Here is a 17,318-nt window from a genome sequence, read left to right as displayed (position 1 = left end):
AAACTGTTACCCATGTTTGTGGACTAAAGTGTTACCTATGTTTATAACTCATACCACACCCCGTGATTGAGGTTTCGCTTCGCTCAACTGCCCTCGTATCCGCCAAGCCATTTAACGCACCGTAAAATACGTTCCATCCCTGGCCCGAATTTTACTATTCAAAACGTCCTGTTTTGAATTGCTATGTCTTGTCTTCTTCTCAGCTCAATCAAAGGGGGGATTGGGTGCTTAATTGTTAGTTATATCTTTAATTCAAATTCGGTTAGTCTTCATGCGGTGATGGATAGTCAATGTTGATTATCCAGAATAACTTTTCACCATCTGGTAGTCTTAGTTTCACTTCATCATCAATCTGTTTTTTCAGTAGCGCGCGCGCCATCGGTGAGTCGATGCTGATGTAGTGTGGCTTGTGGTCAAATTCGTCGGAGCCCACCAGGCGGTACATTATTTCCTGACCATTCTCATCTTCTAGAGTCACTTGTGCGCCAAAGAAGACTTTGTCTTTCTCTTGCGGGGTGTGCTCTATCACTCTGAGTTCGGCTGTGCGTTTTTGCAGGTAACGAACACGGCGATCAATTTCGCGCAGTTGTTTCTTGCGGTAAATGTATTCAGCGTTTTCGCTGCGATCACCTTCTGCGGCGGCGGCATTGATGGCGCGGGTGACTTCAGGGCGCAGGGTTTTCCATAAATAGGCAAGTTCATTGCGCAGGCGCACCGCACCGGCGGCAGTGATTAAGTTGGATCGTTGCATGGTTAATGTTAGTTAGGTTGATCGTCTTCTTTGGTTTCAGTGGCGTCTTTTAATTGTTGATCAAGATTGTCCACGCGCTTTTGCATTTCCTCTTCAACCTGTCTGGCTTTATCAAGCTGTTGATTTTTGTAGTCTGACAGTAGCTTGTCTGATTCCTTCTCTTCGTTTGAGCAGGCGCTTAAAGCGACAAGGATCAATAGTATTGAAAAGTATTTGTACATAGTAGAACTCCGATGAATCCAAGTGTGTCTAATGATAGCGCAGATGCAGCTAACAAGTCTTGAGCCTTTGCCCAATATGCTCAGATTAGGGAATTTAGTATCTGTCTATTATAATTCTCTGATATACCTATTTTCCGAGATACTTATGGCTGCTGCGAATTTTAACCAACAGATTATGGCACCTCTGAGCTGGGCGCGAGGCGTTGCTTTGTTATTGCAGGCGCTATACCTGTTCTGGCTTCAGCAGTTGCCTTCACCGGTTATCTGGGTGATTCTGTCTGCTCAGGCCATGATATTGCTCCATACTCTGGTAGCCAGCCGCGGCTCAGTCAGTGAGCTGGGTATTTTTATCGCCCTGTTATTTGATGCCTTATTATTAATTGCTTATGTCTATCTTACTGGAGGAATCGCTAACCCTCTGGTCTCGCTGTTACTGCTGCCGGTAGCAACCGCTTCTTTGATGCTCAGGCCACGCTACGCATTAAGCTTACTAGTGGTTTCCATAGCCGGTTATAGCCTGTTACTCAGTCAGGTTTCGGAACATCAGGCCCATCATAGTTTCAACTCTCATCTGGTCGGGATGTGGCTGGTGTTTATCGCAAGTGCCATACTGCTCTATTACCTGGTGGTGCGATTAGTGGCCGCCACTCGTGCGCAACAGCTTGAGCTGGAGCAGCAGAAGCAACGCCAGTTGCGCGATGACTATTTGCTGGCATTGGGGGTTTCGGCGGCTGATGCAGCGCATCAATTAAATACTCCTTTATCCAGCATGGCAGTAATACTTGATGATATGCCCGAATCGGATGATAAAAAGTTAATGGAGCAGCAGATCCGTCGATGCCAGAAGATTACGCAGAATATTCAGCAACAGTTCGAACAATTAAAGCAGCGCCAGTATCAAACGCTTTCGGTAGGTGACCTGTTAAGTCAGGTCACTTCCAGCTTCCGACTACTTCACCCGGAAGTCAGTCTGGAACTGGATACTCAAGCTGGCTGTAGCAGTAGCCAGTATCAGTTAAACAGTCACCTCGGCTTTATCAGCGCCTTGCTTAATATCATGGATAATGCGGCCAAGGCTTCACAGCTAAATCAACAGTCACATATCAGGTTAGCTTGTGAGATTGACAGGAACGAGAGTCAACAGCCGTACCTCACTCTGCGAATTTTTGATTTTGGCGATGGGCTCGCCGAGCAGCAGTTAGAGAACTATGGTTATGTGCCTAACCTTAACTCACAGCAGGGGATGGGTACCGGTAGCCTGATCTCCAGCGCCAGTATTGAATTGATGGATGGCACCATTGAGATAGCAAATCATGGCAAAGGTGCTGTGGTGACAGTAAGTTTGCCTATTCAGTGGCAAGCATCAGCGGATAACGGATATTAGATTATGACGACTCATCTGCTATTGATTGAGGATGATGCGGTGTTTGCTCAGGTATTGCAAAACTCGTTACAAAACCGCGGCATCAACTGCACGCATGTCAGTACCCTTGAGCAGGCATCAGCTGCGGAACTGCCTGGAGATTTCGATTCCATAGTACTCGATTTGTATCTGGACGGTGAGTCAGGACTAAACATCTTGCCACAACTGCGCCAGCGCTATCCGCAGGCCAGTATTCTGGTGCTGACTGGCTATGCCAGCATAGCAACCACGGTACAGGCGATGAAACTTGGCGCTGATAATTACCTGCCGAAACCTGCCAATGCCACCCAGATCCTCAATGCCCTGACTCAAGAGTCAATTGAATTAACTGAACCTAGCCAGCAGAAGAGTGTAGAGCAACCGGAAGCTGAGTGTGATGCGCAGCAGGATATCCTGTCGGTTGAACGTCTGCAATGGGAGCATATTCAGACGGTATTGGCCCAGCATCAGGGTAACATTTCAGCTACCGCCAGAGCCCTGGGCATGCATCGAAGGACTTTACAGAGGAAATTGTCAAAAAAACCCAAAAATAAATAGTAACGAAGTTGATAATCGTTCTCATTTAGATCTATAATGCGCGCGTTGTTCACTTACAAACACATTACAGGGTATAACAATGCAACCTCGTTTCTCTTTCAGCGCATTAACTGTTGCTATCACAGTGGCGCTTACAGCATCTCAAACAACGCTAGCTGACGACCTTAAAAAAGGTGATCAAGTCGAAACTATCAAAATTATTGGCGACAGCCAGGCTGCACAAAAAGTGCCGGGTTCGGCGCACGTGGTTTCAGAAACTGAACTGGAAGAATTCAAATACACCGATGTTAACCGCGCTTTACAGCAGATTCCGGGTGTTTACATCCAGCTCGAAGATGGTTTGGGTTTACGCCCTAACATCGGTATTCGTGGTACAGGAACGGGGCGCTCAGGGCGAATTACCCTGATGGAAGATGGCGTTTTGATTGCACCAGCACCTTATTCAGCCTCGTCAGCATATTACTTCCCAACATTTGATCGCATCACTGGCATAGAAGTATTGAAAGGCCCTGCGGCCATCAAGTATGGCCCATTCACTGTGGGTGGTGCAGTAAATTTGATTTCTCGTCAGATTCCGGTCGATGCTCAGGGCCAGTTGAAACTTGAGCTTGGCGAGAATAACGAGCGTCGTGCATACGCTTATTATGGCGACAGCAGCGATAATTTTGGTTACTTGCTTGAAGCTAATAAGCACGTCACCGATGGCTTTAAAACCATTGATCGTCACGGTGATGAAACTGGCTTCGATAAAGATGATTATGTTGCCAAGTTTCGTTTTAATTCAGATTACTCAGCGGATGTTTATCAGCAACTGGACATCAAAATTCAGCACTCAACTGAAGATTCAGACCAGTCTTACCTCGGTTTGACTGATGCTGACTTTGCCGCTAATCCTTATCGCATGTATGGCGTTTCAGCGCTGGATAATTTTGACGGCGAGCACGACCAATATGTATTGAGCTACTACGCAGACTTAACGGATAGTTTTGACTTGCGTGTGACAGCCTATCGCAATGAAATGGCCCGTAACTGGTTCAAAACCGGTGGCTTCTTCATGGATGATCCTTTAAACCCAGGTTCATCGACTCGTTACAGCTGGTCAAGTGTTGTCAATGAAATCAATACAGGTGGCAGCAACGCAGCTTACTTCCAGTCGATTCTGGATGGTGCTGATGCGCCGAATGATCGCATTGAGCTAACGGATGGTAATCGTGCTTACTTGAGCGAAGGTATTCAAGCCAGCTTTGAGTGGGATTTCACCGTAGGCGAAGCACAGCATGACTTGCAATTAGGTTTGCGTGTACATGAAGATGAAGAAGATCGTTTCCAGCGTAACAGTTACTACATTCAGCAAGATGGCACTTTAGTTTTAGACCAGGCTGATGACTGGGGTACAGCTGGTAACCGTGTCTCTTCAGCAGAAGCTAATTCTTACTACCTGATCGATACCATTACTTATGGTGACTGGATCTTTACGCCAGGCGTTCGCTACGAAGATGTGGATTTAAAGCGCGAAGACTGGGCTAATGCAACTGACCGCAGTGCAGCGCCAAGTGTGCGTACGAACAGTGCTTCAGAAGTATTGCCCGGATTTGGTGCCTTATGGTTATTGAGCGATAACACCAGTCTATTGTTTGGTGTGAATAAAGGTTTTGCTCCTCCAGGAAACAGCCCAACTGACAAGCCAGAAGAAAGCTGGAACTATGAAATGGGTGTGCGTTTTGCTGGCGAGAGCTACAACAGCGAATTGATTGCCTTCTACAGTGATTACGACAATCTATTGGGCGAATGTACTCTATCAAACAGTGGTTGTAGCATTGATGAACTTGGTGATCGTTTTAACGGTGGTGAAGCTGAGGTTAAAGGTCTTGAGTTGCGTATCGTGGGCAAGTTCGCCGAAAACTGGTTAGGTAGCTTCAGCTACACCTACACTGACACCGAGTTTGCTTCGACTTTTGACAGTAATGTCTGGGGCCCGGTGGAAAATGGTCAGCCAATTCCATACATTCCTGAGAACCAGATGCAACTGTCTGTTGGCTATGACAACTCAGAGTGGAATCTTTTCACTAACCTGAACTATGTCGATGGTACTTGTACTAAACCAGCCTGTGGCGTCTTTCAGCAAACTGACGACCGCTTCATCGTTGATTTAGCATCCGAGTTTGATATCAACGACAGCACCAGCATCTATGCAACCATTGATAATTTATTCGATGATGACTCAATCGTTGCTCGCGAACCTTATGGTGCACGTCCTGATAAACCAAGAACGGCACGAGTTGGTGTTAAATTTAACTTCTAAGCGCTCACTGCTATAGCTATAGGAAGTTACAATAACAATAACGATGTTAGTCTCTCCCTGGGTTCACACTTAACCTCAAAGGTCAACAGACCCTCCGAGTGGTTAAATTGAGCCAAATGATACAAGCCCGCTTCGGCGGGCTTTTTTTATGTCCAGCATGTTAAAGTCCTGTTTTTTTAAGTAGGAAGCAAACTGGGTTATGATAGTCGGGTGATGATAACTTTTAATGGCATCTATAATGGCACTATCAAAACCGCAACAGCGTAAACCTATTCATTACCGGCATATTCAGTGTAATGGCTATCTAAGAGAAGATGGTCTGTGGGATATTGAGGCGCACCTGACTGATGATAAGGGTTATCCTTTTCCGACCTTGCAACGAGGCGTATTACAACCTGGTGAACTAGTCCATGAACTGTGGCTTCGATTGACGCTGGATAATCACCTGGTGATCCAGGATGTTGAAGCTTCAATGCCGATTACACCGTTTCGGATTTGTTCGCAGATAGAGACTAATTATAAACGCTTGATTGGTTTGCAAATTGGCCGTGGCTGGACGCAGAAGGCAAAAGACTTGGTGGGTGGTGTAGAAGGCTGCTCGCACCTGTTAGAATTATTGAGACCGATGGCAACAACGGCTATTCAGACCATTTACCCTTACATGAATTTTTCTGAGGATGGTCGTTTTCCGATTAGTGATAATGTGTTGAATTCTTGCCATAGCTTTTCGGACAGCAATGAAATTATTAAAGAGTTCTGGCCAGAGAAATATCGTGGGCAGCAGTTAAATATTAATGAGGTAGAAGATGAGTAGTATCGACTGGGTTACCAAGTACATCGAAATTTTTGACCGGATTGAAGAACGCATGGTTGAACTTGAGTTGTGGTCGGAGTCGCATCCAGAACATCACAAACTGCAAAGTAGCATGCCGTTCTGTGTCGATACCTTGCAACTGGAAGAATGGATTCAGTTTGTGTTTCTGCCAAAAATGCGTGAGTATGTAGAGGAAGAGCGTTTGCCGCCAGGGCCAGCTCAGATCACTCCAATGGCTGAAGAAGTCTATAAGGATCAGCCAGAATTAAAATCGTTAATAGAGTTACTCAGAAAGTTTGATGAAATTTCGCACTTAAGCCATCTGCATTAAAAAGTAGGTGAATCATGATCAATGATAAAAAGATTGCTCATTTTAAAAGTGAGCTGTTACAGATCGAACAGGAACTGGTCGAGGCTTTGGGTTTGGCTGAAGAGGTCAATGAAAAAGTTGAGCTGGATCAGGCGCGTTTTGGTCGTGTGTCTCGAGGCTCTGCCTTGATGGATCAGGCCATGTCGGAAGCAGGTGTTGAGCGTGATAAGCAGCGACTGGTTGCGGTAAGAAAAGCGCTTAAGCGAATTGAAGAGGAACAATATGGTTTCTGTCTTGAATGTGATGAACCAATCAGTGAGAAGCGACTGGAAGTCGCGCCTGAGACTGAGCTGTGCCTCGATTGCCAGGCTTATAAGGAAGAGCGTTTACGTCATCAGGAATAATAGTGGTATCAGCGGAAAAATTCCTCGGCTGAAATATCGCTATCATCATCAGCATGTGGTGACCAGAAACTGTCAGCGGTAACCTTCCCTTTTATAAATTGCACTCCTTCCTTTTTAAGTCGGTTTAACTGTTCTGTGTAATAAGGACTGTCTGAATTGAAAGCAATGCGCCCATCTGAACCAATCACACGAAACCAAGGCAGCTCAAGATCGCTATGAGCCAGGCCAAGTGCTTTACTGACATGCCGTGCGTGACGCGGAAAGCCTGCCAACTTGGCAATATGGCCGTAGCTACTGACTTTTCCCTGAGGAATCTGCTTAACCCAATAATACACTTGCTGACGAAAATGCTGCATCCTATCCTTGCTGTTGGAAGATGTCGTCGGCTGCTGTCTGTCATCGGAATTATCAGTCATATCAATACCTTGATCTGTATCAGAGCTTGAATTTAATAGCACAAAAGTGGTTTGATTATATCCACTTTGAGGAATATAGTGGAAATTATCAGACCCTGATGTCAAAACATCAAGAAGAGGAGGTAGCAATGGTAACGCTGATGGAATTAATTTTTGGCAACGAAAAGATGCCAATGGATCAAAGACCATTGCAGGAAATTGGGATTCAACTGAGCTTACATCAGGATCAGTTGCATAGAGTTATGGAGCTGTATCTGAACGCATTGCAACAAGGTTTGAAAGACAATGTCAGTTACGGTGGTTTGGATGCTTTGATGGATGCGCTGGCTCGCAACGAGAGCGAGGAATTTTTAAAATATCCACACCAGATCATCGAGTCAAAAGCGATTGATAATGGTAACTATATTCTTGGACATGTGCTAAAGGAGAAGGACGTTAGCCGCGATCTGGCAACCAATGTTTCTCATCGCACCGGCATTGAGCAGGATACACTGGAAATTCTCCTGCCGATAACCGCAACTTTAATGATGGGCCGACTCGGTTTATATCTTGATGAGGTAGATGATAAGAAAAAACGCGAAACCTTGCTGGATATTTTGCAGATCGAAGAGGGCACCAATTTACGCGAAATGATTCTGCAAAAGCAAAAAGAGCTTTATGGAAAAAGAGGCTAGCCTTAAAGCTCCCTGTTCCTGATTCCCATCTTTAGGAAATAGCCTAAGTCCTTGTCTTATAGGTTTTTTGAGCAGTAAATTAACATTCTTTGGTTCTTATCTATCCACTACTGTTTCATAAATGGAACAGCCCAAACCTCTCCAACTATCTGATTTTTAATAGCTTTAATGGCGCTAGCAATACGCTGTGTTATATCTGGAACAGAAGCCATTGATAGCTCGCCGCGGACTTTTCGCGACGACTCATCTTTTTCTTACTTATGAAGTAGTTAGCCTGCTTGGCACGATCCTTGCTTGATAGATAGTGTCTGACCTGGAATCGACAACGTCGACTACTGGAAGGTCGGTATTCATAGGATCAAAAAGGAGGATTTACTATGAACATTAAACGATGGGCGCTTGCCTGTTCCATGGCATTATTCTCAGCAACCAGTGCGTATGCATTAGACCCTGCGGATAGTGTTGAACTGGATGGTAATGCAATTAAAAACTCAAGTCTGGATGATTGGCAAAATATCAATTTAGGCGTCAGTTCTGCTGCGGTTGCAACCGGAGTTATCAGTGACGATCCGCCTGCAACGATTTTCTGGAAAGGCGGCTCAAAGGATACCGAGGATGTCACTCAGTGGTGGTATAAGGATGGCGCTGTTCCGGATAAAGATGATTTAAGGAATGGTTACGCAGCCGCTTATTTCCTTCCCAAAATGGGCGGCGGAAATGACCTGGTCTTTTATTTCGGAGCAGAGCGTTATGCCAATAATGGTGATGCCATTATGGGGTTCTGGTTCTTCCAGGATCAGGTTGGCCCGAATGGTAACAACCAATTTACCGGTCAGCATAAAGAGAATGACTTATTCATTGTAATGGAATATCCACAGGGCACTAATGCACAACCTTTTGTGCAGGTCATGCGCTGGGTAGATTCTGGAGGTGATGTTGATACCAATCTGGATTTACTCTATTCATCAGGTGATGCCGGCTCTAAATGTAATACGGCAACAGATTCGGGAATAGCCTGTGCGATTACCAATGACAACCAGGAGTTAGCAGGGGTGGCTAACGGTTTGTGGCCTTATGTGAACAAATCGGGAATCCCTGATGTTTATCCTAATGAGTCACTGTTTGAAGGACGGTTAAACGTGACTCAAGCTCTGTTGAATGCAGGGGTAAGCGAAGCTCCATGTTTCAGTAGCTTCCTGATTGAAACTCGCTCTTCTCGCTCCGAGACTGCACAGTTGAAAGACTTCCTCGGTGGTCAGTTCCCATTATGTAGTATTGAAGTGGCTAAAACCTGTAGCGCTTCTGCCTTAACTGCCGACAACAAGTTTACCATTGATTACACCATCAGCCTGACCAATACAGGAGTGGGTAGCATTGGTGCCGGTGAAGTCATCACCATTGATGATCAACCTAGTGATGGTAGTGCATTCCAGTTGACTCCTGCGGTCAGTAGTTTGACCGGTGGTGCTGATGGTTGGGCACCAAACGAAGTGCTACAAGTGACAGGTCAGTATGTATCTGATGTTAACGGTGGCATGAATACCGTGGATGCTTCCGTTACATTTGGCAGCTCCAGCATTACGGCAGATCAATATACAGCCGGTTGTGATTCGCTCTCTCTCTCTCCAGCGATCTCAATCAGTAAACAATGTGATCTGTCATTAACTCAAACAGGTAATCTGGTAGCCGTACAAAAAGACTATTCGGTGGATGTCTGTAACACCGGTGATACACCGCTTGATGTGATCTTAACGGATAACAAGGATTTGGCATTGAACGAGAGCTTCTCGCTCGACTTCCCAAAAACCTGTCTGATTGATGTTGATTGTGGTGCAGGTTATACCTGTAATGAAGGCGGTTTCTGTGAAGATGGCGATGGTTTCCTTGAAGGTAACTTCGGAGGAAAAGTCTGCGAAACTCGAACAGGAACTTATCTACCATCAGAACTGCCAGTCGGCAGTGATGGCAACTTAACTAACCAGGCTTCGGTCTCAGCAACGTCTCCAGTTGCAGCCCCTGGTGATATCGGCTCTGCATCGAATCCTATTCAGGATTCCGATTCAGCAACCTGTGACTTGTGCCCTCTACCTCAACCAGAGGAGTAGGATTCCAGGCGCAGCACAACGGGGGCTTCGGCCCCCGTTTCTTTTAGATCAAAAAATTGAATCGCAAAGGTCAACACGCTCTAGTTAGCGTTATTTATTTTTGCCGCCACCGTTACCACCGCCTTTACCCCCTCCTGTTGTGTTATCCGAGTTATCACCGTCATTAGTGCTACTCTCAAGACCGATCTGAACCGTTGCCGTTGCGGTGAGCTGTCCATCACTGATGGTGTAGCTGAAACTATCGCTGTCTTTAAAAGGTTTTTCCGGAATATAGGTCATGCTGTTATCAGCATTTAAAATAACCTCACCTTTCGATCCTTGCTCAACTCCAATGATGGTGAGCAAATCTCCATCAGGATCATAATCATTATTCAATGGAGAAAAGGTCACGCTTGTTTTACTCGGTAACAGTACAGTGTCATTGGTGGCAATCGGAGCTGTATTGCGGATCACGGTTTGTTCTTCCACCGTAACAAAAGCAGCATGTTGATCGCTTTGTGCTGTCTGCCCATGCGAGACTTCACTGCTTATTACATATTCGCCAGCAGGTGCATTGCTATCAACCGTAAGCGATAAGCTGACTTCCTGACTTGCACCCGGTGCAAGAGTTACACTCGAATAATTAAAGTCACCACTGATATAACTATCCATGCTTGAAGATAGATTAAAGTTCGAAGAGCTACATTCAGAACTATCCTGATTGGTGACCTTATAAAACAACTCAAGGTTACTGCCCGCACTGGTTGCTATGGACGAGCTACTGAGTGGCTCAATGATTGGAGCCTGATTCTGACACACTGCCGGAGCTTTACCGTAATTAACTTCAACAACTGCGCTGCCTGCATCGCTTGCCATTAGACTAATACTGACATCATTGGCAGAGTCATGAAACGTCTGGCCCGGTTGTAAGCTGATATCAGTCCAGCTTAATGTTTCAGGCGTGGTATCTAACAGGTAACTGTCATTAGGTGCATTATCGGTACCTTCACGCAAACGTACACCAGTTAAAAACTGTGGATAGTTATCGGCAAGGTGTGCGTCAAAGCCAATCGCCTGACGGTATTCAATGTAATACCATTCGTTGTCACCGCTGGTCTTGGTCTGTTTGAAAATTTTTGCCACCTTGGTGTCGGAATCATTGCTTTCCAATGGAGACAATACGACCTGGCCGTTTTGGGTCAGGGTTTCAACTTTGTTCGTCATCCAGCCCAGCTGCTCTTTTTGGAAAGCATTAAAATGATTGGTTTCGCGAGCGTTACCCATGCCACTGATGTAGTCGCCATAATCTCCGACGGCACAACCTGAGTCGGCTGTAACCTGAGTACCGCAATCTTTACTATGAGCATGATAAAGCCCAAGATTGTGGCCCAGCTCATGGTGAATCACATCCGATTCAAAACGTTTAATCCATGAAAGCGAACCCTGCACATTGGCTTTACCAGACCATGTGCAGTTTGGATGGGTCGGAATCACGTACATCACATGATCATAATTCGCTGGCTCATAGCCACGCTGACGGATAATGTTATCGGCAGCATTGCTGATAGCGTAGGTATCACAGCTGCTGACATCCACATCAACAGTGATGGGTTCCAGCGCCTGGCCGGTTAGTCCGAACTGTTGATAGGAACTTTCCAGGAAATAGTTATGCGCCGTGTTAAACAGCGCATCGTGTAATTGAGCAGAAGTAAAACGCACAATGGGGTTGATGGCAAAATTCACTTCTGCGACTAATAGCTGATGAGTGCCAAGAGCCTGATTTGACTCGGTGGTTGCGTTGATGGATGAAGTAGTTGACTCATCAAGCAGTAAGCTGACCGAGTCTGACGAGGCTTTTAATTTGCCCTTATCAAGCTGGCCGTGGATTCTAACTTTCTGATTGGAAGCCAGCCAATGAGGCACTTTATCGAAAACCACTTCAGTGGCCTTACCCTGACTGTTGACTAGTCGGTAAGACAACTCACTTCGCTTATTGGCAAAGTCGTCTTCAATGTTGATAGTGATGGTTCCTTCCACGACATTATCCTTTGCATAGCTCCCTGCACAAAATAAAAACGCAAAGAAGCCCGCAGACGCTAACGCGCCTTTTAAAAGATAATTCATGATTAACCTCTTGTTGGTAGTTGGATAGGATGGTTCACGGGGCCAATCTTAGAAAAGTCATGTGTAAAAAGAAATGACACAATCGAACAATTGATTGAATTTTGTACAAAGTGAGAGCTGGCCTGAAACAGGCTTGTGATGGTTAAGACGTTTTTACCAATTATGTTACATAGGGATGTTGTGTTTATTTAACAGCCGATAGAGGCTGGTTCTGGAAATGCCTAAATTTTTTGCGGCAAGAGTATGGTTATAGCCGGATTTTTCTATCGACAGAATCAATGTTTCCTTCTCCGCTTTATCTTTGGCTTCCTTAAGGCTAACGACATTCTGATGATTACTGAAGGATAAATCCATGTGCTTCTCAGTGATTAAATTGCCTTCTGATAAAATGACAGCGCGACGGATTCTATTCATCAGTTCGCGCACATTGCCAGGCCAGCGATATTGGTTCATGGCATTAAGACAACGCTGGGTAAAGGTCTTATGCATGTGTCCTTCACAGAACTGACTTAAAAAATGATTGGCCAGTTGTGGAATATCCTGACGACGGTGACGCAAGGCTGGCATGTGCAGGGTAAGCACATTAATGCGATGAAACAGGTCTTCGCGAAAATGACCTTCTTCAACGGCTCGCTCGAGATTGACATTGGTGGCTACGATGATGCGGCAGTCGACGGTAATGCTTTTAACGCTACCCAATCGCTCGATTTGATTAAGTTCCAGAAAGCGCAATAAATTAACTTGAAGATTAAGTGGCAGATCACCGATTTCGTCAAGAAACACAGTGCCGCCATCTGCTGCTTCGATGCGGCCAATTTTTTTAGAGTCCGCATTGGTAAAGGCTCCTTTCTCGTGGCCGAATAATTCTGAATAAAATAAAGTCTCGGGAATAGCGGCGCAATTAATGGCAATAAAAGGGCCTTGTTTACGACGTGAGCGCTGATGAATTTTGCGCGCGGCTAATTCTTTGCCAGTACCGCTTTCGCCTGTAATTAAAACTGTGGCATCTTCCATAGCAACTTTGTTGATGGTGCGCTTTATTTGCATGGTCGCAGGCGAGCGGCCAATGATGTCATCACTATCCTGAGGTACCTGAAGCTGGTTGAGCTGTTTGTTTTGTAATTCTGCCATGCCGAACGCATGTCCAACTGTTGCCAGAAAATAATCGTAGCGCAGAGGTTCACGATGGTAGTCGTAAAATAAGTGTGAGAACAGAAAATTAGGGTGATCCTCTAACCAGTTTTCATGAGGAATAATCGCGATCCATTTGGTTGCCATATTTAAAGAAGCCAGTTCTTCGTATTCAGTAATAGCCGGCTCCGGTTCTACTGATAAAAAGATAACAACCACCTCAAACAGGTGATGCTGGAACAGTTTTTTGAATTGACTCTTTTCCTGAGTAAAAAAGATTTGCCAGCCGTTGTTTTTTAGCTGTTCGCTGAGTTCTTGTGCAGAGTCGCTGTTCCCAAAAATGAGGATCGAGCGGCTGTCGTGAAGAGAGTGGTCGAGCATTCCTTGCCTCCCAATCTAAATCAAGAAACTAATAAAAGCCTGATTGAATTCATAACAATAGACTTCACCGTTTTGAAGCTTTGTATTATATCAAATTAGTATTCATTAAACCTAGAGGTTGTTCGATAAAAGTCTTGAAAAGTGGTTTTAAATAAGTGTTAAAAAGTGTCAGCTTCCTTTACTTTGGTAGCAAGAAAAGTTGAGATATTTTACAGTGGGCTGGCATTATTTATGACGAATAATCTATTGCTTAAAATGACAAAAGGCTTCTTGTTAACAAGAAGCCTTTTGGTAAGGTTGCTTCGGCTGGAGATTTTTGAACTTATAGCATGCGTTTTAAAACATCGGTGTCAGATCCTTTATCAAACCAACGATGCTTAATAGTTCCTGCCAAGTGTAAAATAATCAGTAATAAAAGGAAGTAAGCGAAGATTTCATGCAGCTCATGCATAAGATGTGCTGTGTCTTCATTATCTGCAACCATGCCCGGAATTGGTACTCCGAACCATTCAACATCGAAGCCCTGATAGTCTGATGATAGATATCCCACCATAGGAATTGCAACCATCAGGACATAGAACAGGAAGTGAGTTATTTTGGTTAGCCATTTTTCCCAAGTTGCCAGACCCTTGGGTAGAGGTGGAGTCGTTGAAAAAAGTCTCACGAAAATTCGAATGATGACCAGCCCCAGTACAGTCAGCCCAAAAGACTTATGAACCGGATAGATTTCGTATTTGAGTTCGCTTTCCATCGGTAAGCTGGCCATATACCAGCCAACACCTATCATGACCAGCAGCATCAGTCCGATCAGCCAGTGTAAAATGCGTAGTGTTAATGAATATTTTTGTTGCATAACATATTCCCCATTTAGTTATGAAGCACCAATATAAGACGCTTTTGTGGGGAATAGCAAGTGCAGTGTTTGAGAGGAGTTGTGAAGAGTTTAATGGCTGAGTTTATTAGACCCAGCCATAGGACAAGGATTATTTCTTATAAGCTATCGGTTGGCCCATCACTGTTGGTGCATAGGCTTTCATACCTTTGGCCCATTCAAGTGTACTCTTGGGAAATAATAAAATGATGGTTGAGCCTAATTTAAAGCGACCCATTTCTTCGCCTTTCCTTAATGTGACTTCGCCTTTTTCATAATCCCAGCTACGCACTTCTTTGCGAGTGGGAGGGGTAACCGTGCCATGCCAGACAGTTTCGACGCTACCGACAATCGTTGCACCAACCAGAACCATGGCCATTGGACCAAGTTCGGTTTCAAACATGGCTACCACGCGTTCATTGCGAGCAAATAGATTGGGAACCTTGCGTGCGGTTAAAGGATTAACACTGAATAACTTGCCCGGGACATGAATCATTTTAGTCAGCTCGCCATCAATCGGCATGTGCAGGCGGTGATAATCTTTGGGAGCAAGGTAGACAGTTGCGAATTCCCCATCCTGAAATGGTTTTGCTAATTCAGCGTCGCCACCCAGCAAAGTTTTTGCCGAATAGGTATGGCCTTTGGCCTGAAAGATATAACCATTCTCAATGGTGCCTAATTGGCTGATAGCGCCGTCGGCTGGATGAACAATAGATTTTTCATCTGAATCAATGGGTCTGACGTCGGCCTTTAATGAGCGAGTGAAAAAGTCATTGAAGGTTTTGTAGTCTTCTGGCTTTTCACGCTCGGCAATACTCATATCGATGCCGTATTTTTTAATAAACCATTTGATGAAGGCATTTTTTATTTTGACGTTTTCGCTTTCGGCAATTCTTCCCATCAGCAGTGAGATGCCGTGTTGGGGAATCAGATATTGCGATAATACTTTTAATGTGTCGGACATGGGTTTTAAGTAATCCAAGGATAATTGGGCATATTGTAGCCTAAATAAAAGACTCAGACTATTGGTGGATGGACCGGCCTGCTCCTCTCCTGAGAAAGCCATTCAAAATAAGTAACCTATGGTCTTATCGAATGACGACTTGAGGGGAGCTCTTAAATTATTAATTGCTAGAACGTCATTGCGAACGACTGGAAGGAGTGCCCGTGGTGCGACTGAAAGGAGTGTGGCAATCTGGTAATAAAGACTGACTTTAGTCCTGTTCACGAGATTGCACCCAAGGGCATTTCCGTTGGTCACCACGTCATTCGGTCAAGAAAATGACCTCATGACTCGCAATGACAAATTTAATTCATGGTCGTGGAGATCCCTCGGTGCCTATTCCATGGGAACTTAAGCAAAAGGCTGATCAAAGTGCTGGATCAGATGCTGATAATTCTTCAGACGGCTGGCGGCGATGGTACCTGCTTTAGCGGCGGCCAGTACGGCACAACCTGGTTCATTAAGATGTTTGCAGTCACGGAATTTGCATTGCTCGCCAATCTGCGATATTTCAATAAAGCCCTGCTTGATGTCGTCATCTTCCAGATGCCATAAACCAAATTCGCGAACACCAGGCGAGTCGACCAGGTAGGTGTCTGTGTTGAGCCTGTAAAGTCTGGAAGCTGTTGTGGTATGGGTGCCAAGGCCAGAGGTTTCGGAAACTTCACCGGTGGCGATTTGCATGTCAGGAAACAGATAGCCAATCAGGGTTGATTTTCCGACGCCTGATTGGCCAGCCAGTAATAGCTGCTTACCTGTTAAGTCATTGATCAGCTGATTAACTCCTTCACCAGTTTTGGAGCTGATGTAGTAAACCGGATAGCCTAAACCCTGATACAGTTTTAAGCGATTTTTGATCGCGTCTTTTTGGCTTTCTTCAACCGTGTCCCACTTGTTCATGATAATCCAGACTGGCAACTCGCTGGACTGAGCCGCCACCAGGTAACGATCCAATAACACCTCTGAGAAGGCTGGCTCTGGCGCCAGTAAAAGTGCTATCAGATCAATGTTGGCTGCTACCGGTTTAACTCCGTGGTGTGGAGTGGGGCGCTTGAGCAGAGAATGGCGAGGTTGCAGTTCAACCAGAATGCCGGTGGGCAGATCCTTCTGGCGTCGAAACCAGACCCGATCACCAACCACCGGAACTTCGTTCGATTTGCGTAAAAAACAGCGGATAGTTTCGAAAGCCTGATCGGCTATATCAACCTGCTGGCCAAACCGGCTGATGACGATTCCCTGCTCAGGATCGAGCAGGCTTTCTTCATCAATGTGGCGATCAACGGTCTGTTTTGTGTAGTTAACCTGCTTGTTGGGCTTTTTACGCCAACGCTTGGAGGATTTGTTTTCGGGTTTAGCCAAAGCAAGTTACCTGTTTTTATCAATAAAGGAGAAATTAGTCTTCCTGAAAATTAGGACCAAAATTGCCACTGTTTTCAAGAGCATCGATATGGGCTGCACAAATTAAATCATTCATACAGACACTGTTGCCTGCATCGTGAGTGGTGTAGCGAACCAGGCAGTGGCCATAGCTGACTTCAAGATCAGGATGGTGTGCCTGCTTGTTGGCAATCCAGGCCACCGCATTGACGAAGGCCATGGTGTGATAATAATTTTTGAATTTGAACTTGCGGAATATCGCTCCCGTGTTTTTATCAAATTGCCAGTTGCTCAACTGTTCATTCATTAACTGTTGGCGCTTGTCTTCATCAAGCGGACTTCTTGCTTCATCGTTATGAACACATTGTTGCTGTGCCAGTTTCATAATATCTCCTGTTAATCTATTAGCTGTTATCTGTGAACAGGTTTGAGTTACCTGTTCAGGCGCTTCCATACGAGCGCAAAAACTGCGACTATAATAGCTGAAAACTTCAG

17 protein-coding genes are annotated in these 17,318 nt (G+C 45.1%); 8 read left to right on the top strand and 9 right to left on the bottom strand.

Annotated elements, in window-relative coordinates; genetic code table 11:
• Positions 1–262: 262 nt before the first annotated feature.
• Both greB and HUJ19_RS05615 read right to left on the bottom strand, forming a co-directional pair.
• Positions 263–751 carry a transcription elongation factor GreB gene (gene greB, locus HUJ19_RS05620; protein WP_290622724.1) on the bottom strand — a complete coding sequence of 163 codons (489 nt, stop codon included), beginning with the start codon at positions 749–751 and terminating at the stop codon, positions 263–265.
• Positions 752–759: 8 nt separating this feature from the next.
• On the bottom strand, positions 760–972 hold the full coding sequence (locus tag HUJ19_RS05615; protein WP_290622723.1) for a hypothetical protein: 213 nt from the start codon (positions 970–972) through the stop codon (positions 760–762).
• 145 nt (positions 973–1,117) lie between these two features.
• Between HUJ19_RS05615 and HUJ19_RS05610 the strand changes: the two genes are divergently transcribed.
• The 6 genes from HUJ19_RS05610 (at position 1,118) to HUJ19_RS05585 (ending at position 6,762) form a co-directional block, all read left to right on the top strand.
• The gene (locus HUJ19_RS05610) at positions 1,118–2,356 is read left to right on the top strand and encodes an ATP-binding protein (RefSeq protein ID WP_290622722.1); all 1,239 of its coding nucleotides are present in this window, start codon (positions 1,118–1,120) and stop codon (positions 2,354–2,356) included.
• Positions 2,357–2,359: 3 nt separating this feature from the next.
• Positions 2,360–2,932 (top strand): response regulator, encoded by a 573-nt coding sequence (locus HUJ19_RS05605; protein WP_290622721.1) that lies wholly within the window; start codon positions 2,360–2,362, stop codon positions 2,930–2,932.
• A gap of 79 nt (positions 2,933–3,011) precedes the next feature.
• Positions 3,012–5,234, top strand: coding sequence for a TonB-dependent receptor (locus tag HUJ19_RS05600; RefSeq protein ID WP_290622720.1), 2,223 nt, complete (start codon positions 3,012–3,014; stop codon positions 5,232–5,234).
• Between the two features lie 238 nt (positions 5,235–5,472).
• Positions 5,473–6,048, top strand: a complete 576-nt coding sequence (locus tag HUJ19_RS05595; RefSeq protein ID WP_290622719.1) for a DUF2889 domain-containing protein — start codon at positions 5,473–5,475, stop codon at positions 6,046–6,048.
• Positions 6,041–6,379 carry a YqcC family protein gene (locus HUJ19_RS05590; RefSeq protein WP_290622718.1) on the top strand — a complete coding sequence of 113 codons (339 nt, stop codon included), beginning with the start codon at positions 6,041–6,043 and terminating at the stop codon, positions 6,377–6,379. Before HUJ19_RS05595 ends, HUJ19_RS05590 begins: the two co-directional genes overlap by 8 nt.
• Positions 6,380–6,393: 14 nt before the next feature.
• The gene (locus tag HUJ19_RS05585) at positions 6,394–6,762 is read left to right on the top strand and encodes a TraR/DksA family transcriptional regulator (RefSeq protein WP_290622717.1); all 369 of its coding nucleotides are present in this window, start codon (positions 6,394–6,396) and stop codon (positions 6,760–6,762) included.
• Between the two features lie 8 nt (positions 6,763–6,770).
• Here the strand turns inward: HUJ19_RS05585 and HUJ19_RS05580 are convergent, their stop codons facing one another.
• Positions 6,771–7,178 carry an MGMT family protein gene (locus HUJ19_RS05580; protein ID WP_290622716.1) on the bottom strand — a complete coding sequence of 136 codons (408 nt, stop codon included), beginning with the start codon at positions 7,176–7,178 and terminating at the stop codon, positions 6,771–6,773.
• A gap of 98 nt (positions 7,179–7,276) precedes the next feature.
• Here HUJ19_RS05580 and HUJ19_RS05575 point away from each other — a divergent pair, with 98 nt between their 5' ends.
• Positions 7,277–7,852, top strand: a complete 576-nt coding sequence (locus HUJ19_RS05575) for a DUF937 domain-containing protein (protein WP_290622715.1) — start codon at positions 7,277–7,279, stop codon at positions 7,850–7,852.
• 377 nt (positions 7,853–8,229) lie between these two features.
• The gene (locus HUJ19_RS05570) at positions 8,230–9,957 is read left to right on the top strand and encodes a hypothetical protein (protein ID WP_290622714.1); all 1,728 of its coding nucleotides are present in this window, start codon (positions 8,230–8,232) and stop codon (positions 9,955–9,957) included.
• A gap of 90 nt (positions 9,958–10,047) precedes the next feature.
• Here HUJ19_RS05570 and HUJ19_RS05565 read toward each other — a convergent pair whose 3' ends face one another.
• The 6 genes from HUJ19_RS05565 to HUJ19_RS05540 form a co-directional block, all read right to left on the bottom strand.
• On the bottom strand, positions 10,048–12,060 hold the full coding sequence (locus tag HUJ19_RS05565) for an Ig-like domain-containing protein (RefSeq protein WP_290622713.1): 2,013 nt from the start codon (positions 12,058–12,060) through the stop codon (positions 10,048–10,050).
• Positions 12,061–12,225: 165 nt separating this feature from the next.
• Positions 12,226–13,572 (bottom strand): sigma-54-dependent Fis family transcriptional regulator, encoded by a 1,347-nt coding sequence (locus HUJ19_RS05560; protein WP_290622712.1) that lies wholly within the window; start codon positions 13,570–13,572, stop codon positions 12,226–12,228.
• A 322-nt stretch (positions 13,573–13,894) separates the two neighbouring features.
• Positions 13,895–14,425 (bottom strand): cytochrome b, encoded by a 531-nt coding sequence (locus HUJ19_RS05555; protein ID WP_290622711.1) that lies wholly within the window; start codon positions 14,423–14,425, stop codon positions 13,895–13,897.
• A gap of 130 nt (positions 14,426–14,555) precedes the next feature.
• On the bottom strand, positions 14,556–15,407 hold the full coding sequence (gene asd / locus HUJ19_RS05550; protein ID WP_290622710.1) for an archaetidylserine decarboxylase: 852 nt from the start codon (positions 15,405–15,407) through the stop codon (positions 14,556–14,558).
• A 390-nt stretch (positions 15,408–15,797) separates the two neighbouring features.
• A complete protein-coding gene (gene rsgA, locus HUJ19_RS05545; protein ID WP_290622709.1) occupies positions 15,798–16,805 on the bottom strand; it encodes a small ribosomal subunit biogenesis GTPase RsgA in 1,008 nt (335 codons plus the stop codon).
• Positions 16,806–16,839: 34 nt separating this feature from the next.
• A partial coding sequence (locus tag HUJ19_RS05540) for a 4a-hydroxytetrahydrobiopterin dehydratase (protein ID WP_290622708.1) occupies positions 16,840–17,318 on the bottom strand: 479 nt, incomplete at its 5' end.

The sequence above is a fragment of the Kangiella sp. genome (genome assembly GCF_014762745.1).
Lineage (GTDB): Bacteria > Pseudomonadota > Gammaproteobacteria > Enterobacterales > Kangiellaceae > Kangiella.
Note: the sequence above shows the minus strand (reverse complement) of the source record. Positions and strands in the feature narration are given on the sequence as shown.